Origin of the sequence: Streptomyces sp. SM11, assembly GCF_002910905.1 — a bacterium.
Lineage (GTDB): Bacteria > Actinomycetota > Actinomycetes > Streptomycetales > Streptomycetaceae > Streptomyces.
In genome coordinates, this window is record NZ_NEUE01000209.1 from 59,569 (window position 1) to 80,050 (window position 20,482).

Sequence of the window (20,482 nt, forward strand, 5' to 3'; positions counted from 1 at the left end):
CGGCCGGGGATGGGCCCGCGGCCCTGTCCGTCCGCCGGCCGGAGTGCGGCGCGGGGACGGGCAGGGCCTGGGGAAGCCAGCCGTTCGGCAGGAGGTGCCAAGGGCGTGTCCGGCGGATCAGGACCGGATGGGCCGCGGCGTCTGGTGCGGTGCGTCGCAAGGCGCTGGAACGTCCTCATCGCGGAGCGATTCGGGCGTTTCGGCAACGCGGCGAGGGATGGGACCGCCCCTGCTCGAACGAAGCCGAGAGCTTGGGGAAGTGCCAGACGTCGCGGACCCGGTCAGGATCCGCCGGACCCGCCCAAGCCGCCTACGGAGCGGTCTTGACGGTGATCTTGCCGTCGATGATCTCCTGCTTGGCCTTGTCGACGGCCGCGATGACCTCGGTCATCTCGACGAACGCCGGGTTGGACATCGACAGGCCGACGCCGTCCTTGTCCAGGCCGTAGCGGATCTCACCGGTGGTCGGCTCGCCGTCCTGGACCGACTTGATCAGGTTGAACACCGAGTCCTCGACGTCCTTGGTGACCGAGGTCAGGATGGACTCCTTGTAGTCCGCGAGGCCCTTCTGCTGGTACTGGTCGGAGTCGACACCGATGTTCCACTTGCCGGCCTTCGAGACCGCCTCGATGGCACCGGAACCGGCCAGACCGGCGGCCGAGTAGATCACGTCCGCCTTCTTGTCGAGCTGGCCCTGGGCAGCGGCCTTGCCGAGGTCGGGCTTGGAGAAGCCGCCGAAGTCCGGCGGCTGCGTCAGGTACTGCGGAAGCACGTTGACCGAGGCGTCGGTGTCCTTGACGCCCTGGATGAAGCCCGCCTCGAACTTCTTGATCAGCGGAGTCTCGACACCGCCGATGAAGCCGACCGTCTTCGACTTGGTCACCTTGGCGGCGGCGACGCCGGCGAGGTAGGAGCCCTGCTCCTCGTTGAAGACGATGTTGGCGATGTTGTCGCCGGTCACCGAGGCGTCGTCGATGATGCCGAAGGTGGTCTCCGGGAACTTCGGCGCGACCTTCTTGATGGCGGGCGCGTAGGCGAAGCCGACGCCGATCACCGGGTTGTTGCCGGAGCGGGCCAGCTCGGTGAGGCGCTGGACCTTGTCCGCGTCGCCCTCACCGTCGGAGGGCTCGGCCTCGCTGCCGGAGACGTCGAGGTCCTTCTCCGCCTTGGCGAGACCGGCGTAGGCGGCGTCGTTGAACGACTGGTCGCCGCGGCCGCCGATGTCGTAGGCGATGGCGGCCTTGTCTCCGCCCGAGTCGGACCCGGAGTCCGACGAATTTCCGCCACAGGCGGTGACGCTGAGGGCAAGCGCCGCGGACGCGACGCCCACGGTGGTGATCCTGGTGATCCGGCGCAAGGGAAGGCTCCTTCAAACCTGACCGAAGCGCCTCTTCCGGCGCTGGTTTCGCGGCGATCGTAACGCGCGTAGATGTCAGATAAGAGCACGTACGGAAGCCGTTATCGGATCGTCGTGAACAGAAGGCGGCCCGCAGGTCCACGAACTGCCTACGAAGACCGTGTCAACGCGCCGCTAACGGTTCCCGTCGAGCAGCGCCGAGGCGGTGAACAGTTCGACTCCTACGGTGATGGCCTCCTCGTCCACGTCGAAGTTGCCGCGGTGCAGGTCGAGCCCGCGCGTGTCGCCCGGGGTCCGGACACCGAGGCGGGCCATCGCGCCGGGAACCTGCTCCAGGTACCAGGAGAAGTCCTCGCCGCCCAGGCTCTGCTCGGTGTCCTCGATCGCATACGATCCGCGACGCTCGGTCATCGCGGCGTCCAGCAGTCCGATGCTCTCGGCGTCGTTCACCACGGGCGGCACACCGCGTACGTAGTTGATCACGGACTTGGCCCGGTGCATTCCGGCCACCTCGTCCACGGCGGCATGCACCAGATCGGGGGCCTCGCGCCAGGCGTCCAGATTCAGGCAGCGGACGGTGCCGGACAGCTCGGCGTGTTGCGGGATGACGTTGGGGGCGTGCCCGGTCGCCAGCCGTCCCCACGTCAGAGCGAGCCCGGAGCGGGCGTCGGCCCGGCGGGCGAGCAGCGCGGGCACGTCGACGGCGATCCGGGCGGCGGCGGTGACCAGGTCGGTGGTCAGATGCGGCCGGGCGGTGTGACCGCCGGGCCCGTCGAGCGTGATCTCCAGCCGGTCGCAGGCCGAGGTGATGGCCCCGATCCGCAGCCCGATCCGCCCGACGTCCACCTTCGGGTCACAGTGCACACCGATGATCCGCCCGACGCCTTCCAGCACCCCGGACTCGATCGCGTCGACCGCACCGCCGGGAAGGACCTCCTCGGCGGGCTGGAAGATCAGCCGCACGGCGTTGGGCAGCAGCCCCTGCCGGTCGAGGCCGGCGAGCACGAGCCCCGCCCCGAGCACGGTGGTGGTGTGCACGTCATGCCCGCAGGCGTGCGCCCGGTCGGGCACGGTGGACCGGTAGGGCACGCCGGCCTTGGTGTCCGGGATCGGCAGCGCGTCGATGTCCGCCCGCAACGCCAGCATGGGCGTCACCCCGTCCCACTCCCCCACGTCACACAAGAGCCCGGTCCCCACGGCGAGAACCTTCGGCTTCAGCCCGGCCTTCTCCAGCCGGTCCTTGATGGCGGCGGTGGTGCGGAACTCCTGGTTGCCGAGCTCGGGATGCATGTGCAGATCCCGCCGAAACGCGATCAGCTCGGCACGGAGTTCGTCGGAGAGCCTGCCGGGCAGCGCACCTCCCCCGGACTGGCCGGCCGGACTGTGGGGGCGGGAGGCACGGGACTTCAACTGGTTCACCTGAGGAAGCGTAGGCCCCTTCGCCCCTCAACTGGCCACAGATCAACAAAACTTCAGCCGCTCAGGCGAACAATTCTTCCCGTGAGGACGTGTGACGCGGGAGCGTTGCGGGTATACCGGGCCCCCTTCCAGCGTGCTCGCGCCGGACGACTCACCAAGGGCTGTCCTCTAGTCCCTGGTGAGTCAGCCAGTCCCCGGTGGGGCAGCGCACGGCGTCGGATGCGGCGCATCGAGAAGCCGAGGTCCGTACGCATACGCACGAGCCGCGGGCCCGCCCGGAGTGGTTGCCGCCCCAGCGCCGGAGCCGCTCGCGGACGCCCCGGGGTCTTTGAGCAGCGGTACGGGTCACAGCGGTCCACGCGGTCGGCACATCATGTTCGTCATGATCACCACCTCGTGGATCTCGATGCTCGCCCTGGCTGTGCTTCTGGCTTCCGCCGCTGCGGTCCGGCACGGAGAACCCGCTCCACGACACCGGCAGGGGTCCCGTATGCGCCGCGCCCTCTTCCTGCCTCTCGGTACCGTCCTGATACCGGCACTCGCCGCATGCGGGGGCGCGACCGGCGAGAAGACCGTGCGCAGACTCGCCGGCAGCGCAGGAGACCGCGCGGGATCTGTCATCCCGTTCACGCACGACTTCCCGTACGCGCGCACGGTCGTCGACTACGACCGGGGAAAGACGGGCGACCCGCAAGGGCCCGGTACCGGTGAACCGAAGGAACTCTTCGCGGCGGCCACGATCACGCTCGACTGGGACCAGATACGCGGCGGAGACACCCGCTGAACTGATCGAGGAATCACGCCCGTGTGCACCTCATGGCCCGACGGTACGGCGTTGCCTGCACGGAACGGCTGCGACCGGCGTGGCCGATCTGCGCCGCGCGTACGGGATGGTGTTCAAAGTCGCCGTCCCTGCCCAGCAGCACTTCATCGTCCGGAAGCCGTGGGCGCGGCGCCATGCCGGGTACGTTCTCTGGCTCCTGGACCGCCCCGAGGTGCCGAATACGCGTCACGTCTGGCGGACCTGGCTGGCGGCGGCATCCGGAGAACGACCACTGGCCGGCACCGAGGGCCCGGCGCCGGGTGGTGGCCAGGCTGTCGGCACCGACGGCGAGTTGGCCGGTGCCGTGGCCGGCGACGGTGAAGCCGAAGGTGCCGTCGTCGCCGAGGACGGCGGTGTGGCCACCACCGAGATCCGCGTACCGGGCCGACGATGAACTTCGTCGCCGATACGTTCTTCCGGCTGCCGGCGCTCATCTCCCCCGACCACGCCGACAGCCGCGTTCAGAGAGCCACCGGCACCCTCTTCGACCGGATGCTGACCCGCACCGCACGGGCGTGACCTCCGGGTTCAGGTTGCCACCGACGACAGCCGCTGCACCCCCCGAGCCGTCTCCGTGACCCCGCTCAGGAAGCCCTGCGCCCGGGGCGAGGCCGTGTCGCGCAGCCATTCCGGGGCGATGTCGCAGACCGCCACCCGGACACCCGTGCCGGCCAGGGCCAGCGGGAGGGTGTGGACGACCGTGGAGGGGAAGCTGACGATCGTGCGGCCGATGGGGCCCCGGCGGGCGATGAGCTCCAGGGGGAGGTCCGGGCGGACGATCTCCAGGCCGGTGGCGGCTTCCAGGGCGTGGAGCTTGTCCGCGGACTCGCGGCGGTGCGCGAAGTAGCGGGTCGCGCCGTGTGTGCGGGCCAGGGCCGTGACCGCCTCCTGGTACGGGACGGGGTCGACGACGCCCGTCTCGACCAGGGAGGTGCCGACCAGGTCCGCGCCCTTGCCGACGCTCGGCGGGCCGAAGCGGGCGCGGGTCCAGGCGAAGGTGTTCGGGGTGACCGCGATGCCGGGCGGAGCCTCGACCGGCATCGCGGTGAACACCTCGACCGTGTGGTCCGCCGTCGGGGTGAAGCGGCGGCGGGCCGTGGCGGTGACCGGGGCCAGGACCAGTTCGCGCGGTCCGGTGCGGCCCCGGCGGTGCCAGCGGGTCAGGCGCTCGCCCCGGGCCAGTTGGGTGACGAACTCCATGGTGGCCGTGCCGTCGTCGACCACGGTGAGGTGGCCGGCGCGGACCAGGGTCAGCAGGAGCTGGACGTAACGGGAGAACGGGTCGCCGATCACGATGTGGTCCGCGCGCCGGACCTGTCCGGCCAGGGCGCGCAGGGCCTTCAGGGGCGCGCCGGACTCCCCGCGCGCCTCCTGCCAGCGCACGGCGATGCCCTCGTCGCGGGCCAGCTCCGCCATCCGGCGCAGCTGACCGCGCGACATCGGGTCGACCGGGGGGAGGACGACGACCGTGGTGGCGGCCGGATCGTCTCCCCCCTGGGTGTGAACCCACTCCAGGACGTTCAGGAGCTGGACCGGGCTCTCGACGAAGGCGAGGTTCACCGGTCGGCGCTCAGACCGCGACCGGCTCGGGGGCCGGCGCGTTCTCGGTCTCGGCGATGACGCCCGCGACGCGGCGGAGCTTCTTCATCGGGCCGAGCTCGGACTCGTACACCTTCTTGACGCCGTCGCCGAGCGACTGCTCGATGGTGCGGATGTCGCGGACCAGACGGGTCAGGCCCTGCGGCTCGACGGAGGCGGCCTGGTCAGAGCCCCACATGGCGCGGTCCAGGGTGATGTGGCGCTCGACGAACGTGGCGCCGAGCGCGACGGCCGCGAGGGTGGTCTGCAGGCCGGTCTCGTGGCCGGAGTAGCCGATCGGGACGTTCGGGTACTCCTGCTGGAGGGTGTTGATGACCCGCAGGTTCAGCTCCTCGGCCTTCGCCGGGTACGTGGAAGTGGCGTGGCAGAGCAGGATGTTGTCGCTTCCCAGGACCTCGACCGCGTGGCGGATCTGCTTCGGGGTCGACATGCCGGTGGAGAGGATCACCGTGCGGCCGGTGGCGCGCAGGGCGCGCAGCAGCTCGTCGTCGGTGAGGGAGGCGGAGGCCACCTTGTGGGCGGGGACGTCGAACTTCTCCAGGAACGCGACGGCCTCGGTGTCCCACGGGGAGGCGAACCAGTCGATGCCGCGCTTGGCGCAGTGCTCGGCGATGGCCGTGTACTCGGCCTCGCCGAACTCGACGCGGTGGCGGTAGTCGATGTACGTCATCCGGCCCCAGGGGGTGTCGCGCTCGATGTCCCACTGGTCGCGCGGGGTGCAGATCTCCGGGGTGCGCTTCTGGAACTTGACGGCGTCGCAGCCGGCTTCGGCCGCGGCGTCGATCAGCGCGATGGCGTTGTCGAGGTCGCCGTTGTGGTTGATGCCGATCTCACCCGTGATGTAGACGGGGTTGCCGGGGCCGGCGGTGCGGGTGCCGAAGGTGCGCAGGCGGGAGGTGCTCATGGTGGTGCTTCCTTACTTGGTGGGGACTGTGGTGTCAGGGGTGGTCTTGGCAGTGGTGAGGGTGGGGCCGAGCAGCCAGGCCGCGATCTCGCGGATGGCGCCGTAGCCCCCGGGGGTGGTCGTGACGGCGCGCGCCGCGGCGCGTACCGAGTCGTGGGCGCTCGCGACGGCGACGGGCCAGCCGGCGAGCGAGAAGCACGGGAGGTCGTTGACGTCGTTGCCGACGTAGAGGACCCGGTCGGGTGCGATGGAGTGCTCGTCGCACCACCGCTTCAGCGCCTCGTCCTTGCGGTCGATGCCGTGCAGGACCGGGACCTGGAGCTTGCGGGCGCGGGCGGCGACGACCGGGTTCTGCTCGGTGGAGAGGATCAGGAGGGGCATCCCGGCCTTGCGCAGGGCGGCGATGCCGAGTCCGTCGCCCCGGTGCACGGCGACCGTCTCGCGGCCCTCGGAGTCGATCATGACCCGGTCGTCGGTCTGGGTGCCGTCGAAGTCCAGGACGACCGCGTCCACGTCCGCGAGGGAGGGCAGCGGGGAGGGGTCCATGAGCGGGGCGAGCGCGCGGGCGCGGGCCAGGTCGTGCGGGTCGTCGATCTCCAGCACCCGCGCCGGGTCGGTGGGCACGAGGGCGGTGTGGCCGAAGAAGCGGTGCCGGTGGGTGCGGAAGCCCGGCGCGTCCATCGCGTAGGCCGCGCCGGTCTCCAGGTAGTCCTGGGGACGGTCCTGGCGGCGGGGGCGTACGGACTTGTCGTGGTTGACGCCGTACGTTCCCTCCTCGACCGCGTGCCCGTCGCGCCAGACGAAACCGTGGAACGGGGCGACCGTGACGGCCGTGTCCGCGCCCTCGTGGGCCACCGCCCTGGCCACACCGTCGATGTCCTCGCGGGACACGAACGGGCTGGTGCACTGGACCAGGAGGACCACGTCGACGCTCCGGGCCCGCTCGGCCTCGTAGACGTCCAGGGCGTGCAGCACGGCCGCTTCGCTGGTCGCCGTGTCGCCCGCGATGGCGGCGGGGCGCTCCACGCAGTGCAGCCGGTGGGCGGCACCGAGGCCGATGGCGGCGCTCCGGGCGGCCTCGGCGATCGCCCCGTCGTCGGTGGTGACGACGACGTCGGTGACCTCGGGGGCGCCGAGTGCGGCGCGGACGGCGCGGGCGACCAGGGGGACGCCGCCGACCTCGGCGAGGTTCTTGGCGGGGACGCCCTTGGATCCGCCGCGGGCGGGGATCACGGCGAGGACGGTCGGGTTCGGCGGCGGCTGCATCGCTGCTCCTGGGGTCGTGGAGGCTCCTGAGGTGGTGACCGCAGTTCGCCCGGTGGGTCGGTTCTCGGGTTCGGGGGCGGCTCCCCCGGCGGGCGCGGTCACAGCTCGCCCATCCGGCGGATCACGGGGGCGACGCGCTGGACGCCCTGGCGGTAGGCGCCGCGCGCCGCGTTGCGGACGGTTTCGCGGACCGCGCCCCGGACCCGGCCTGCCTCCTGCGGTGCGGCCGCACCGGGCAGGGGCGCCCCGTCGGGGGCCAGGTGGTGGCGTCCGAGAATGCCGGGCAGGTAGCCGGGCGCGGTGGCGGGCGTGTAGTAGGGGGCAAGCGGGGGGAGTTCGCTCTCGTCGAGGAGGGCGGTGACCTTGGCGCGGGCGGTGTCGTAGGCCGTGCCGTACGAGCCGTCGGCGGCGACGCCCTGGCCGGCCAGCCACTGATCGTCGGGCCGGGGCCGGATCCCGCCGTCGAGCCGGTCCCAGGAGGTGAGGAGCCCGGAGCCGACGAAGTGGTGGTTGCCGAGGGTCTCCCGTACGCCGAGGTCGGTGAGGACCGCGGTCGGGATGCGGCGGTGCAGGGACTCCAGCGCGGCGGTCGAGGAGACGGTGACCAGGAGGTCGGTGCGGTCCAGGACCTCGCCCATGTGTCCGTACACCAGGCGGAAGTTGGGCGGCAGACCGCCGGGGAGCCGCTGCGCGAGCTTCTGGTAGGGCAGTTCCTCGATGTGCGTGGTGTGCTCGCCGGGCTTGGAGCGCAGCTTCAGCAGCACCTCGCGGCGCGGGTGCAGCCGGGCGTGCTCGACGAGCCGGCGGAGCAGGTACGTACGGTCGGCGCGGGAGGCCGGTACGGAGGGCTGGGCGGCGAACACCACGGTTTCGCGGCCCTCTTCGGGGCGGTACGGGGCTCCGCCGAGGAAGGGGAGGGCGGCCTCCGTGACGGCCGAGGCGTCGGCACCCACTCCCTCGTACACCGCGCGGAAACGCTCGGCGTCGTGGCGGGAGTTGGCGAGGACGACGTCCGCGCCGTGGCGGAGCAGCAGCCCGTCGGCGAGCTTCTCGTAGACGACGCCCACATATCCGGTGACGACGACGGGCCGGCGCGGCAGGTCCAGGGCGGCGAGGCCGTGCAGCATGGCCTGGACGCCGCCGCCGACGAGGGCGAGGACGACGAGGTCGTAACCCTCGTCGCGCACGGTGTGCAGGAACTCGACGGCGGTGACCTCGCGGACCCGCGCGGCGTCGATCCCGACCTCGCCGACCTCCGCGAGCTGACGGGGCGTCGGGGTGGCCCGGCCGCGCAGCAGCAGCCCGCTGACCTCGACGGGGCGCACGTTCCGCCCGTCCGCGTCGGCGGTCAGGCGGCGCGCGGTGAGCGCGCCCCATTTCCACCGGGTGTCGGAGTCGGCGAGGACGGCGACCCGCAGCGCCGGTCGGGGCGCGGCGGGGGTTTCGGCCGGTTCGGCCTCATTGCTGGTACGTGGGGGCACGTCCTAGAAGTTAGGAAGGCATTTCGATGCGCGGCCCAACGTGATGGCAACAGCTGGTTAACAGCGAGCCGACGATTGGGGGGACACCCCGAATGGGTCATCAATTCCCGGTTCTGAAAAGGTGGTTCACCTGAACGTCGGGCGCTGTTCACCTGCTGGGCGCATTATGGAAAAGGAAGGTGCCAGGGCCGCACCTACTGTGTTGTGCGTGGTTAAGCTCTCCGTCATCGTGCCGTTCTTCAACGTGCAGGCCTACGCGCCCGACACCCTCGGAAGTCTGCGGGCCAACGCCCGTGAGGACTTCGAGTTCCTTCTCGTCGACGACTGTTCGACCGACGGGACGCCCCGCCTGCTGAGCCGGGCCGCCGACGAGATCCCCGGGGCCGTGCTGCTGCGGCACGAGGTGAACGGAGGTCTGGCGACCGCGCGCAACACCGGTCTGGACGCCGCCCGCGGCGAGTACATCGCCTTCCTGGACGGCGACGACTGGCTGGCTCCCGGCCACTACGAGCGGCTGGTGGCCCGCACCGAGGCGCTGGGCTGCGACTTCGTGCGCACCGACCACGTCCAGGTGAACGGCGCTTCGCGGACCGTACGGCGGGTCCCGCACGGGCCGCACGGGGTGGTGAGCGACCCCCGGGCCGCGATCCTGCCCGCCCACCGCACCACGTCGGTGGACTACGCGTTCGCCTGGGCGGGGCTCTACCACCGGCGGCTGCTGGACCGGGGGCTGCTGCACTTCACCGACGGGCTCCGCACGGCGGAGGACCGGCCGTGGATCTGGCGGCTGCACCGGGAGGCGGACTCCTTCGCCGTCCTCGGCCTGCTCGGCCATTTCTACCGGCGGGGGGTGTCCACGTCTCTCACCCAGATCGGCGATGTGCGCCAGCTCGATTTTCTGCGCGCTTTCGACCAGGTGATCGCCGATACGGCCGCCGACCGGGACGCGGACACGTTTCTGCCGAAAGCCGTACGTACGTACTGTGCGGTCATCGCCCACCATCTGGGTGATCTCGAGAAATTCGAACCGGCCGTGGCCCGCGAACTGAAAGCACGCGGCGCGGCCGCCCTGGGACGCCTGCCGCAGCCGCTGCTGGACGAGGCGCTCGACTCCATGGACGTGACACGGGCGACCCGGGTGCGCAGGCTGCGCCGCCGTCCGGCCGCCGCGAAGGGGGCCTCGGCCGCATGACCATCCGGATCTTCCACGCCTCCTCGCCCGCCGCGACGGTGCTGCTCGCCGCGGCGATCGACGCGGGCTGCTTCACCGGACCCGACCGCCGGATCCTGCTGCTGTCCCGGACGGGGCCTGCCCCGGAGGCCGTTGCCGACGTCTCGGAGACCGCCGGCTTCGAGGCGCTGCGCGATCGGTTCGACGAGGTCCTCTCGTGGAACGACGCGATCTTCCCCTTCCACCCGGCCGACTGGCTGCCCCGGGCCGACGACGCCCCGCTGTGGGAACGCCACTTCCGGCGCGCCTGGCAGCTCGGCGACGAGGCGCTGGAGCTCGTCGTGGAATCCCCGCACGCCGGTCCCGCCCGCGCCCTCACCCAGGTCTTCGCCGGTGTCCCGGTCGATGTCTACGCGGAGGGCCCCGGCGGCTACGGTCCGACCGGGGAGAAGATCCCCCCGCTGACCGGGACCCGGGTACGGCGGCTGCTCCATCCGGACCTGGTCCCCGGGGTGCGTCCGCTGCTGCTGGGCGAGTACGGGGTGGAGCCGCAGACCGTGCCGGCCGAGGCGATCACCAGGATCGTCGTGGAACTGGCGGCCTCGGGCCCCGAGTCGACCGCCGTCGAGGCGGACGCGCTGCTGCTCGGGCAGGATCTCGCCGGGGCCGGGCTGATCCCGGCGGCCGAGGAGGCGGGGCTGCGGCTGGAGATGGTGCGCGGGGTGGCGGCCCTCGGCCACACCCGGCTGGTGTTCGCGCCGGATCCGTACGCGCCGTGGGAGAACCCGGCGGCGCTCCTCGCCGAGGCGGACCGGCTCGGCGTCGAGCTGACCGTACTCGACACCGCGCTGCCCGTCGTGGCCGATGTGCTGATGCACCGGCTGCGGCCCGCGCTGGTCGTCGGCTGCACCTCCACCGCGTTGTTCGGGGCCGCCCGGTTCCACGGCCTCCCGGTCGCGACCGTCGGCACGGGGCTGCTCCTGGAGCGCCTGACCCCGTACGAGAACTCCGAGCGGATACCGGCGACGCTCGCCGACGCGCTGCTGCCCGGGGCGGCCGATACCGACTCGGTGGCGAGGCGGAAGCCGGGCAGCGCGGTCGAGTTGGGCGGGCTGCTCGCGGCCGTCGGCTTCGCGATGCGGCCGAAGGTCCGCCCCGATCTGCGCCCGGCCGCCGAGCGCTACCTCGCCGCGCACCTGGACGGCCACACCTGGCGCTACTTCAAGCGCCGCCGCCTGGCCTCGCTCGCGCTCCCCGGAGTGGTCCCGGCCCGGCTGGCGTTCCTGCGCGGTAACCCGGCTCTGCGCCGGGTGGCCCGACGGGCCCGCGCGTTGAGGCCCTCCGCGCCCCGCTGACGCGGCCTCAGCCCAGCAGTCGCGCCAGGCCGATCCGTCGCCACAGCAGGACGGTCGCGAACGACAGCACGGTGATCGCCGCCGACACGGCCAGGAGGAGCGCCACCGCGGCCGGCCACCCCACGTCGGCCCGGACCAGCCGGCCGGCCACCACGTCCTCGAACAGGACGTGGACCACGTAGACCCCGAACGTCGCGTCGACGAGGCGGCTCACCACGGGGCGGAACCGGTCCGGGATCCGCACCCGGTGCAGCGTGAGCAGGAAACCGCCGGTGAGCAGCGCGATCGCCGGACTCGCGTTCGGGATGACGTAGTGGATCCCGTGCTGGTACACGATCACGACGACCAGGCTCGCCGCGGCGAGCAGCAGCCAGGGCAGCCGGCGCCTGCCGAACGTCCCGGCGGGCGCCGAAATCAGCAGGGCGCCCAGCACCGCGTACATCACCTGGTACGCGGCGAAGCTCCAGCCGAAGCGCGGCACGTCCCAGTCGGTGACCCGGGACAGATCGCCGGCCAGCGTCGGGGCGGCCGCGATGACCAGGAGCACGGCCGCGACGCTCCAGGGGCGCTTGCCCGCCCGCACCATCGGGATCAGGGCCAGCACCATGATCAGCGGAATGTAGGCGTAGAGGTACCAGAGGTGGTAGGCGGGCCGGACGGAGGCGAACAGCGAGTCCAGGGCCAGGTCTCCGATCGGTCCGTCGTTGGTGCCCCGCCACCGCCCCCACATCAGATAGACGGCCGTCCACGCCGCGAGCGGCACCAGGAGCCGGGCCATCCGCTGCCACAGCCGGGCGGCGTCCCTGGGCGGAGCTCCGACCAGGACGGCCCAGCCCGCTACGGCGAAGAACGTCGGTACGGCGAAGCTGCCGAGGGAATCCGCGGTCAGGCCGATCCAGTAGGCGGGCGCGCCGCCGGAGGCCTTGTGGCCTGCGGCGTCCAGGAACGTGGCGCCCGCGTGCGAGACGATCACGCCGACCGAGCAGACCAGTCGGATCAGGTCGATGTCGTAACGGTGCTCACGGGCGGGACGGGTCGTTCCCGCGGTCGCCTGTGCGGTCGTCTCTGCGGTCGTCTGCCCCAGGGCGGGGGCGGGGGGCGTGGTCGGCATGGTCCTCAGGGGGTGGGCGGGAGGTTGCGGGACGGTACGGGCAGGGCCACGGTCATCACGCGCGGTCCGGACGGGCAGCGCTCTCCCGGTCGGCCCCCGACCGGGGCGCGGGGAGCGCGACACCGGCGCCCGGTCCGCCGAACGGGTCCGGGAGGCCGGTGAGTTCACGCAGCCGGGCGAGGTTGTCCCGGGTCACCGACCACAGCGCCCGCTGGCGGTCGTGGACGTCGGCCACCGCCGCCGGGTGGTCGGCCAGGACCGCGCGGGCCCGCTCCGCGAGCCGGGCGCCGAGGGCCCGCTCGTGGACGGACACGCCCCAGTCGGGCCGGTCGATGTCGGCCAGGAAGTAGGCCAGTTTGGGGTGCGAGACCAGACTGATGACGGGGGTGCCGCAGCCGAACGGGATCATCCCGGCGTGCCCGCGCATCCCGATCACCAACCGGGTGCGCCGGTAGAGGTCGCGGATGGCGTCGTTGGAGAGGCGGTACAGCGGTTCCACGGGGAGGGTGAGGCCGTGCTCCCGGCGCAGATCGTCGACGAAGCGTTCGTCGGCGGGCATGTGCGCGGCGTAACGGACCTCCGCCGATGCCGAGACGGCGCGGATCGCCGCCGCCATCTCCGCGAGGAAGTGCCCGTAGTCGTGGCCGAAGCGGAGCCCGGCCCGGTCGTACGCGCAGTTGATCAGCACGGTGTCCTCGCGCACCGCCGGTTCGGCGAGGCGGGGGTCGAGGTGGCGGGCGACCGTGGTGGGGCAGGGCTGGTAGCGCACCTTCTCACGGAGCGACGCGGGCAGCAGTTCCCTGACCCGGGCGACGGATCCGTGGTTGCGCAGCCCGAAGAACGCGGACTGTTCGACCAGGGCCCGCAGGGAGGCCGCGAACCGCTCGCGGCGGTAGCGCTGGCCGTCGAAGACGTTGTAGCCGACGGCGAAGACCGCCAGGGGGGAGGTGAGCCGGGCGAGGACGTCGTCGGGGATGTTCCACTGCCAGCCGCTGTTGCCGTTGGGCGCGGTGTCGGGGAGGAAGAGTCCCCCGCCGCCCACGATCACCGCCCGCCGGGCGTTGAGGCGTTCGAGGACGGCTTCGTCGACCAGCAGGTGCGCGTGCTGCTGGTGCCAGTGGTCCGGGCCGGTGTCGGCGGTGAAGCAGCTGCGGACGGCCTCGGGCAGCACCTTGTCGCCCGCGTTCTCCTCTCCGTCGGCGAACAGGGCCACGTGGGCGAGCTGTTCACCGGGCCGCTCACCGGGCGGGGGCGCCGCCGAGTCCCGGCCGGGGGTCACGATCTCTGCCGTACGGGCGTACCAGGCACGGCAGTTGGCATCGGTGGGGTCGGACTCCAGGCCTGCGAGCGCATAGCCGCGGGCCTCCTCGGTGCGGCCCAGCAGCCAGGCCAGGCGGGCCAGTTGACCGAAGGCGCGGGGAGCGAAGTCCGGTGAGGCGGTCGCCAGCAGCAGGTGCGTCTCGGCCTCCTCGTACCGGGACAGCGCCATCAGACAGACGCCGAGCGTCTCGTGGCAGCGCGGCAGGTCGGGGCGGCCCGCGACGGCCTCGCCCAGCAGGGCGACGGCCTCGTCGTGCCGGCCGCACCCCCGGTGGATCTCGGCGATCTGCCGGACCAGGTCGATCGGCGGCCTGGACCCGGTGGGGAAGGGGAGCGCGAGGTGCGGCAGCAGATCAGGATGCTTGGGGCCGGGCAGGGCGAGGTAGGCGGCCCGGAACGCCTCGTCGTCCAGGTCGAGACGGTCCCGCTCGGCGTGGGCGGGGGCGAGGCCGGTGCGGGCCGCGGGGGCGTCGGCGAAGTTCAGGACCACGACGCCCTCGGGGACCGGCAGGTCGTCGTGGAGCCGCCGCGCCCGGAAGTCGTCACGGGAGTCCAGGGGTACGAGGAGGCTTTCCGGGATGCGCATCGCGGCGGGCAGGCCGACCGGGCCGACGCCCTGGCGCCGGTCGGCCGCCCCCGGGTTCCGGCGCCGGTCGACCGCCCCGAGGTCCTGACGCTGGATCACCAGCAGTCCGTCGTCGGGGATGCCGGCGCGCGGGTCCGGGGCGCCGTCGGGGCCGGGCCGCGGAACGGCGGCCACGCCCGTACGGAGCTTCAGCAGGGCGTCGAGCCGGCCGAGGACGACCATGGCGGGGGTGAGGGCGAGCACGGTGTCGTATCCGTCGAGGCGGAAGACGTCGTGGCGGCCGGCGGCCGTGCGCGGGATCAGCCGGGGGTGCAGCCGGCGGGCGGCGTCGAAGGCGGTGTCCGGCAGGCCGGGGTGCAGGACGACGACGTCCTCGCAGAGGGCCGGGTTGCTCAGCGCGAGGCTGCGCAGGAGGGCCTGGAGTCCCGGCAGTTCGTCCGCGTCGGCGACGTACACGGCGAAGGCGATCCTGCGCTTCCCGGTGACGGCACGGCGGTCGTCGGCGGCTTCGGCAGGCGTGGCGGAGCCGGTCACGGGGGCGGATGTGGTCACGGAGGTGGGGCCGGGGGTCGTCATCTCAGGGTGATCCTCACTGCGGCGTCGTCCGCGTTCCCGGTCCGCGCCCCGATCCACTCCCGCTCGCGCGGGGACAGGGCCGCCGGTCCTTCGAACCCGATGAGGTCCACCCGGGCGGGGGTGCCCAGGAAGTCGAGCAGCCGCAGCACGGTGTACGCGGTGCTCGCGGGTCCTTCGCCGCGGGCCTCCTCGCCCAGCAGCGCCGGATCGTGCAGCGGGCGTCGCAGCGACGCGTCGCCGATGCGGTCCTGCGCGCCGGGGACGAGCCGGCTGCGCAGGGCGAGCCGCCAGTGCGGGAGCGGGTCGCCGAAGACGAGCCGGGCGCCCGCCCGACGGTCCCACCGTGGCCCCTTCCACGGGGTGTCGCCGCGCAGGGTGCAGGCGTGCAGATCGGTGCGGGCGGTGGGTGCGGCATGGTGTACGGCGTCGCAGCGTACGACGAGGTCGTAGCCCTCGATCAGGGCGGCCGACGCGCTGCCGGGGCGCTGCTCCTGCTCGGCGGTGCGCGGCGTGTCGGCGACGAGGCACACGGTCCGGCCCGCGACGAGCCGGCGCAGACCGGGTACGCCGATGGGCTCGGCCCCGCCGAGCAGCGGGTCGGCCATCGGGTCGCGGTCCGAGAACCGGCGGTGCTCGGTGTAGAGCGCGGCGAGCCGGCGCACGGCCGGGTCGGCGGCCCCGAGTTCGGCGGTGCGGCGGCGGACGAGATCGGTGAAGGCGGCGCGGGCCTCGGCGGCGGGCAGGTGGCGCGACAGACGGACGGCGGCGGGTGCGCCGGAAGCCCGCGCACCGGTGCCGCCCTCCTCGCTCCTCTCCGGCCCGAACAGCGCCAACGCCTCGTCGATGCGGTCCCCCGCGGCGCGGAGGGTGGCGATCCGGCGTTCGACGTCGCGGGAGGCGGCGGCGTTCTGCTGGAGCGCGAGGTGGTGTTCGTACGCCGTGATCGCCTCCTCGCCCCGGCCGAGCGCGTCCAGGGCGTTGCCGCGCAGCCGCCAGGCGCCCTTGGAGCGGGTGCGCAGGGCGGTCGCCTCGTCGGCGAGGGCCAGGGCGAGGCGGGCCCCGGCTTCGCCCCCGCTGTCCAGGGCCTGTTGCCCGGTCCGCAGCAGCGCGTCGAACGCGTCGGCGCCCGGGGTGGAGCACGCGGTGGTCAGGGCGCCGATCGACGCGATGAGCCGGGTGCGGCGGGCGTCGGTGAGGGGGCCGGAGGCTGCGAGGGCGGCGAGGTGGTCGCCGCAGAGCCGCAGGGCGGCCAGGAGCTCCGGGGCGGGTCCGCCGCCGGGGCGTCCCGGGGCCGGCGCCCCCGGCCGTCCCGCTATCGCACGTACTGACGTGAGCAGCCCGGTGAGGGTCTGGCCCATGCTCGTTCCGCCGTTCTGTGAGTCGGACGCCGACCGGGGTTCGCGCCCCGGCCCCGGGTCAGAGGCCCAGGGTGCTGCGGGTGCGCCGTACGGTGCGGCGCAGCCGGACCGCCGCTCCCCGGGGGCCGCCGCCGGGCAGGGTGAGGCTCTGCAGGCGGCGGCGTTTGAAGTAGTGCTGGGTGGTGGCGTCGAGCCGCTCCCGCAGCCATGCCTCGGCGTCGGGGCGCAGCCCGGGGTGGAGCTTGGCCTGCATGCAGTAGCCGACGGTCCGTACCAGCGGGGCGAGGGTGTCCGGTGCGGTGCGCGGCAGGAGGGGGACGGCCCCGGGACCTTGCGCGTCCAGGTCGGGCACGAGGTGGTCGGTGATCGTCAGCGGGATGCGGTTGCTGTTCTCGTACGGGGTGAGGCGGTCGAGGACCAGGCGGGTGCCGACGCGGGCTACGGGGATGCCGTAGTAGGCGGCGGCGGTGAACATCGCGGTGGAGAAGCAGCCGACGACCAGGGTGGGCGCGCAGCGCTCGTACAGCGTCTCGGCGAGCAGCGGGCCGTCCAGGGTGGCGAGCCGTACGCCGGCCTCGGCGGCGGCCTCGTCCAGGGCGCGGGAGTAGCGGGCCGGGGCGGTGGGGTGGGGCTTGAAGAGGATGGAGGTGTGCCCGGCGCGGGCGGCTCCGCGCAGCATCCGGATGTGCAGGTCCTCTTCCTCCTCGGGGCTGAGGATGTTGAGGGCGGCGAGGTACTGGCCGAGCAGCATCGCGGTGGGGGCGGCCGCTTCGGCGGCGGCGAGGCCCCGGTCTCCCTCGGCCGCGGCGGCGATCTCGGAGAGGACGGCGCGGAAGGCGTCGTCGGGGACGAGTTCGGGTTCGACGCCGGCCTCGGCGAGGAGCAGCGGTCGCAGTCCGGTGACGAGGTCGAGGTGGAGGACGCGCCGGATGCGGCAGGCGATGGACTGGGGCAGCCGGTTGCGGGTGGGGCCGTAGCTCATCAGGCCGTCGGCGTAGACGTGCACGGCGCTCTCGGAGAAGATCGCGGCGAGCGCGCGGGCCGGGTTGACCTGGATGGACTCCACGGCCAGGTCGACAGGGGCCTCGGGCGCGATGCCCCAGGCGAGGCGGAAGGCCCGCTGCCACAGGACGGTCTCCTCGGAGCGGGGGCCCCAGCCGCTGGGATGGTGCGGGCTGATCGCCTCGTTCCAGTCGACGACGGCGTCGAAGCGGGCGGCGAGGGAGCCGTAGCCGCGCATCTCCTCAAGCCGCAGGGCGGTTTCGGGGACGGCGGCGTTGTTGGAGACCAGCAGGACGCGGTGGCTGTCGAGGGCCCGGCCGAACTGTCCGGCGTCGAGCGCGGCGGCGAGGGTGGCCGCCCCGTACAGGGTGGATACCTGGAAGATCTGGGTGCGCACGGGGAGTACGGGCATGGGTCAGGCGGCCTTCTGCTTGGTGCGCAGACGGCTGAGCAGCGTGCCGCGCTTGTCGTCGATCATCGTCAGGGTGCGGTCGAGCACGTCCTGCGGCATCCGGCCCAGCGCGGCGGCCGATTCGGAGCGCAGCCGCCGGGCGGTGGCGGGCTCGTAGTCGTCGGCCTTCTCGTTGTGGAAGGCGATCATCGCGCAGTAGGTGCGGACGGCCTTGGGCAGCAGGGTCTTCGCATCCCGGTCCGCGCTCAGCTGGTCGAGCAGCGTGTCGTAGGAGGGGAAGAAGTCGAGCTGGCGGGCGTCCTTGATCTGGGTCAGGGAGGATGTGACCCCGCGCCGGTAGAAGATGCCGTACAGCCCGAGCGCCGCGTAGGTGCGGGCGCGCAGATGGAGCTGCCAGATCCACAGCCGGTCCTCCGCGGTGCGCAGTTCGGTGGCGAAGCGCTGGGCGCCGTCCGCGAAGAGCCGCCGGTGGTAGATCCCGGCCCAGACGAACGGGTAGTCGACCATGGTCTCGCGCTCGGGCGCCCCGATCCCGTCGCGGGGGTCCAGCAGGGTGTCCCGGAGGGGCGCGGGGGCGCGCCGCACGACGCGGGTGGTGCCGGTGGACTGGACGTGGTCGGTGCGGGCGAAGTCGCAGTCGAGGTCCTGGGCGGCGCGCACCAGCCGGTCCAGATGGCCGGGGGCGTACCAGTCGTCACCGTCGAGGAAGGTGAGGTAGTCGCCCTCGGCGGCGTCGATGCCGCTGTTGCGGGCGGCCGCGATGCCGACGTTCGTGCCGTGTCTGATCACCCGGGCGTTCGGCAGCCGCTCGGCCCAGTGGTCGACGATGTCCTGCGTGCCGTCGGTGGACGCGTCATCGACCAGCAGGAACTCGATGTCCGGGTCCGCGTTGCGGGCCAGGCTGCCCAGCGTGGTCGGAGCGTAGGCCGCGACGTTGTGGAGCGGTACGACAACGGACAGTTTCGGCACGCGAGCCCTCGCCTTCGATCATGGTCCCGACAACGTAGTGAGACGGCGGAAGGATCGGGTGACGCCCGCCACGACAGCGGGTGAACTCTGCGCGTCCGCCGGATGACCGGGCACGCGCGCCGGAGAGCGCCCCACGACGGAGGGGCTTGACCTCAACTTCGCCTGAGGTTCTACGTTCGGGGGCATGGACTACTCACACGACGACGCGGGACTCGCACGCCAGCCGATCGGCTACTGGAGCTGGGCCGCGCACGAGGCGACGGTCACCCACATCCGGTCCGCGCTGGCCGAGCACGGACTCACCCAGCCTCCCTGGTGGGTGCTGGGCCAACTGGACGGGGCGGACGGGGAGGGGCGGGGCCGGGCCGAGCTGGTCGCCATGCTCAGCGGCTACCTCGACGCCGGGGCCGACGGCATGGAGGAAGCCGTCGAGAGCCTTCTCGAACGGGGGCTGGTCACCGAGGACCCCGGGGCCCGGCTGCGGATGACCCCCGAGGGTCGGGCGCTGCGCGAGAAGGCGTACGCCCGGGTCTCACGGGCGAGCGCGGAGATCCACGAGGGCATTCCCGAGGCGGAGTTCGTCGCCGCGCTGAAGGTGCTGCAGCGGATGATCCGCAACGTCGGGGGAAAGGCCTGGCACCACTGAGGGCGCGCCCGGCTCTGCTCCTGTCGTGCTGCTACACGCTGCTGAGCGAGAGCTTGGCCGCGAACCCGAGGAACAGTACGCCGGCCGCCGAGGTGGCCCCCGCCGACAGCCGCTTACGGCGACGGAAGACGGCGGCCAGCCGGGTGCCGCCGAAGATCAGCACCGAGAGATAGGTGAAGCTGGCGAGCTGGAGCAGCGTGCCCAGCACCAGGAACGACAGCGCCGGGTAGGCGTAGCCCGGATCGACGAACTGGACGAAGAAGGAGATCAGGAACAGGATCGCCTTCGGGTTGATCAGACTGACCACCAGCGCCCGGCGGTACGGCCTCTCCGCGGAGGCCGTCACCCCAGGAGCCCCAGCCATCTCAGCCGCCTCGACCGTCTCCACCATCTCGGCGGTACGCCGGTGCCGCTCGCGCCACAGGGACACGGCCGCCCGCAGCATCCCGATGGCCATCCAGGTCAGATAGGCCGCGCCCGCGTACTTGACGATCGCGAAGAGCAGGGGCGTGGTCTGGAGCAGGGAAGCGGCACCGAGCGCGGAGAGCGTCATCAGGACGGCGTCCCCGGTCCAGACGCCCGCGGCGGCCGTATAGCCGGTGCGCACGCCGCGCCGGGCGGCGACGGAGAGCACGTACAGCGAGTTCGGCCCCGGCAGAAGAACGATCAGCGCCAGACCGGCGAGATACGTCGGAAGATCGGTGACACCCAGCATGGACGGAGTCTCGCACGTCCGTACGGGTCGCCGTCCAGGGGGTTTGACCAGGCGATACCGGGCGTCCGGCGCCGTAAGGGAGAGAGGGCGCCCGGTGGGCAGGGCCCGGCCATGATCCACCGGGCGCCCCTCGGGAGGCTGGACGCGCGGCGTTCGCCCGACGGAGGATTCGGGGTCCGGGCCGGACGGGAATCCGTACAGGAGGCACGGGCCGACGGGTGAGGCAGGGGGGACCGATCATGGCGGGCACGAACAGCGGGTGGGACGGCCGGGGAACGAGAGGAACGGGCGGGGCACGGGCGGCGGAAGCGATACCGGGGCGGGCTCCGGCGCCGGCTCCGGTACTCGCCCCGGCCTCGGTTCCGGGGCGGGGGCGTCGCGTCGCCGCCGTCTCCCTCGTCGCGCTGGCCGC

18 protein-coding genes are annotated in these 20,482 nt (G+C 72.9%); 6 read left to right on the forward strand and 12 right to left on the reverse strand.

What is annotated here, in order from left to right; genetic code table 11:
- Window positions 1-310 precede the first annotated feature (310 nt).
- Together B9S58_RS20155 and B9S58_RS20160 are read right to left on the reverse strand one after the other, a co-directional pair.
- The gene (locus tag B9S58_RS20155; RefSeq protein WP_103533504.1) at window positions 311-1,357 is read right to left on the reverse strand and encodes a BMP family protein; all 1,047 of its coding nucleotides are present in this window, start codon (window positions 1,355-1,357) and stop codon (window positions 311-313) included.
- A 174-nt stretch (window positions 1,358-1,531) separates the two neighbouring features.
- Window positions 1,532-2,767 (reverse strand): amidohydrolase, encoded by a 1,236-nt coding sequence (locus B9S58_RS20160; RefSeq protein ID WP_103533505.1) that lies wholly within the window; start codon window positions 2,765-2,767, stop codon window positions 1,532-1,534.
- 391 nt (window positions 2,768-3,158) lie between these two features.
- Here B9S58_RS20160 and B9S58_RS20165 point away from each other — a divergent pair, with 391 nt between their 5' ends.
- The 3 genes from B9S58_RS20165 (at window position 3,159) to B9S58_RS39265 (ending at window position 4,118) form a co-directional block, all read left to right on the forward strand.
- Entirely contained in the window at window positions 3,159-3,560 is a 402-nt protein-coding gene (locus tag B9S58_RS20165) for a hypothetical protein (RefSeq protein ID WP_146063540.1), read from the forward strand.
- Between the two features lie 79 nt (window positions 3,561-3,639).
- Window positions 3,640-3,993 (forward strand): hypothetical protein, encoded by a 354-nt coding sequence (locus B9S58_RS20170; RefSeq protein WP_103533507.1) that lies wholly within the window; start codon window positions 3,640-3,642, stop codon window positions 3,991-3,993.
- Window positions 3,990-4,118, forward strand: coding sequence for a hypothetical protein (locus B9S58_RS39265; protein WP_258044779.1), 129 nt, complete (start codon window positions 3,990-3,992; stop codon window positions 4,116-4,118). The genes B9S58_RS20170 and B9S58_RS39265 overlap by 4 nt, the downstream gene beginning before the upstream one ends.
- Before the next feature lie 9 nt (window positions 4,119-4,127).
- Here the strand turns inward: B9S58_RS39265 and B9S58_RS20175 are convergent, their stop codons facing one another.
- From B9S58_RS20175 to B9S58_RS20190, 4 genes are all read right to left on the reverse strand, one after another.
- Window positions 4,128-5,159 (reverse strand): hypothetical protein, encoded by a 1,032-nt coding sequence (locus B9S58_RS20175; RefSeq protein ID WP_103533508.1) that lies wholly within the window; start codon window positions 5,157-5,159, stop codon window positions 4,128-4,130.
- A gap of 10 nt (window positions 5,160-5,169) precedes the next feature.
- The gene (locus B9S58_RS20180; RefSeq protein WP_103533509.1) at window positions 5,170-6,102 is read right to left on the reverse strand and encodes an N-acetylneuraminate synthase family protein; all 933 of its coding nucleotides are present in this window, start codon (window positions 6,100-6,102) and stop codon (window positions 5,170-5,172) included.
- 12 nt (window positions 6,103-6,114) lie between these two features.
- Entirely contained in the window at window positions 6,115-7,368 is a 1,254-nt protein-coding gene (locus B9S58_RS20185) for an acylneuraminate cytidylyltransferase (protein WP_103533510.1), read from the reverse strand.
- A gap of 98 nt (window positions 7,369-7,466) precedes the next feature.
- Window positions 7,467-8,849 (reverse strand): DUF6716 putative glycosyltransferase, encoded by a 1,383-nt coding sequence (locus B9S58_RS20190; protein WP_103533511.1) that lies wholly within the window; start codon window positions 8,847-8,849, stop codon window positions 7,467-7,469.
- A gap of 208 nt (window positions 8,850-9,057) precedes the next feature.
- On the opposite strand from B9S58_RS20190, the gene B9S58_RS20195 reads away from it, so the two are divergent.
- Window positions 9,058-10,041 carry a glycosyltransferase family 2 protein gene (locus B9S58_RS20195; RefSeq protein WP_103533512.1) on the forward strand — a complete coding sequence of 328 codons (984 nt, stop codon included), beginning with the start codon at window positions 9,058-9,060 and terminating at the stop codon, window positions 10,039-10,041.
- Window positions 10,038-11,375 carry a polysialyltransferase family glycosyltransferase gene (locus B9S58_RS20200; protein WP_103533513.1) on the forward strand — a complete coding sequence of 446 codons (1,338 nt, stop codon included), beginning with the start codon at window positions 10,038-10,040 and terminating at the stop codon, window positions 11,373-11,375. The genes B9S58_RS20195 and B9S58_RS20200 overlap by 4 nt, the downstream gene beginning before the upstream one ends.
- Window positions 11,376-11,382: 7 nt before the next feature.
- Here the strand turns inward: B9S58_RS20200 and B9S58_RS20205 are convergent, their stop codons facing one another.
- Genes B9S58_RS20205 through B9S58_RS20225 form a run of 5 tightly spaced genes read right to left on the reverse strand, consistent with a single transcriptional unit; the run spans window position 11,383 to window position 18,709 of the window.
- Window positions 11,383-12,486 carry an acyltransferase gene (locus B9S58_RS20205; RefSeq protein ID WP_103533514.1) on the reverse strand — a complete coding sequence of 368 codons (1,104 nt, stop codon included), beginning with the start codon at window positions 12,484-12,486 and terminating at the stop codon, window positions 11,383-11,385.
- A 55-nt stretch (window positions 12,487-12,541) separates the two neighbouring features.
- Entirely contained in the window at window positions 12,542-14,968 is a 2,427-nt protein-coding gene (locus tag B9S58_RS20210; RefSeq protein WP_258044780.1) for a tetratricopeptide repeat protein, read from the reverse strand.
- On the reverse strand, window positions 14,965-16,326 hold the full coding sequence (locus B9S58_RS20215) for a hypothetical protein (RefSeq protein WP_103533515.1): 1,362 nt from the start codon (window positions 16,324-16,326) through the stop codon (window positions 14,965-14,967). Before B9S58_RS20215 ends, B9S58_RS20210 begins: the two co-directional genes overlap by 4 nt.
- A 58-nt stretch (window positions 16,327-16,384) precedes the next feature.
- Complete coding sequence (locus tag B9S58_RS20220; protein WP_103533516.1) at window positions 16,385-17,740, reverse strand: polysialyltransferase family glycosyltransferase; 1,356 nt, start codon at window positions 17,738-17,740, stop codon at window positions 16,385-16,387.
- A 3-nt stretch (window positions 17,741-17,743) separates the two neighbouring features.
- Window positions 17,744-18,709, reverse strand: a complete 966-nt coding sequence (locus B9S58_RS20225) for a glycosyltransferase family 2 protein (protein WP_103533517.1) — start codon at window positions 18,707-18,709, stop codon at window positions 17,744-17,746.
- A 184-nt stretch (window positions 18,710-18,893) separates the two neighbouring features.
- Between B9S58_RS20225 and B9S58_RS20230 the strand changes: the two genes are divergently transcribed.
- Window positions 18,894-19,355 (forward strand): MarR family winged helix-turn-helix transcriptional regulator, encoded by a 462-nt coding sequence (locus B9S58_RS20230; RefSeq protein ID WP_103533518.1) that lies wholly within the window; start codon window positions 18,894-18,896, stop codon window positions 19,353-19,355.
- A gap of 31 nt (window positions 19,356-19,386) precedes the next feature.
- On the opposite strand, the gene leuE is transcribed toward B9S58_RS20230, so the two are convergent.
- Window positions 19,387-20,070: a leucine efflux protein LeuE gene (leuE, locus tag B9S58_RS20235; protein ID WP_103533519.1), complete on the reverse strand. Its 684-nt coding sequence runs from the start codon at window positions 20,068-20,070 to the stop codon at window positions 19,387-19,389.
- Between the last annotated feature and the right edge of the window lie 412 nt (window positions 20,071-20,482).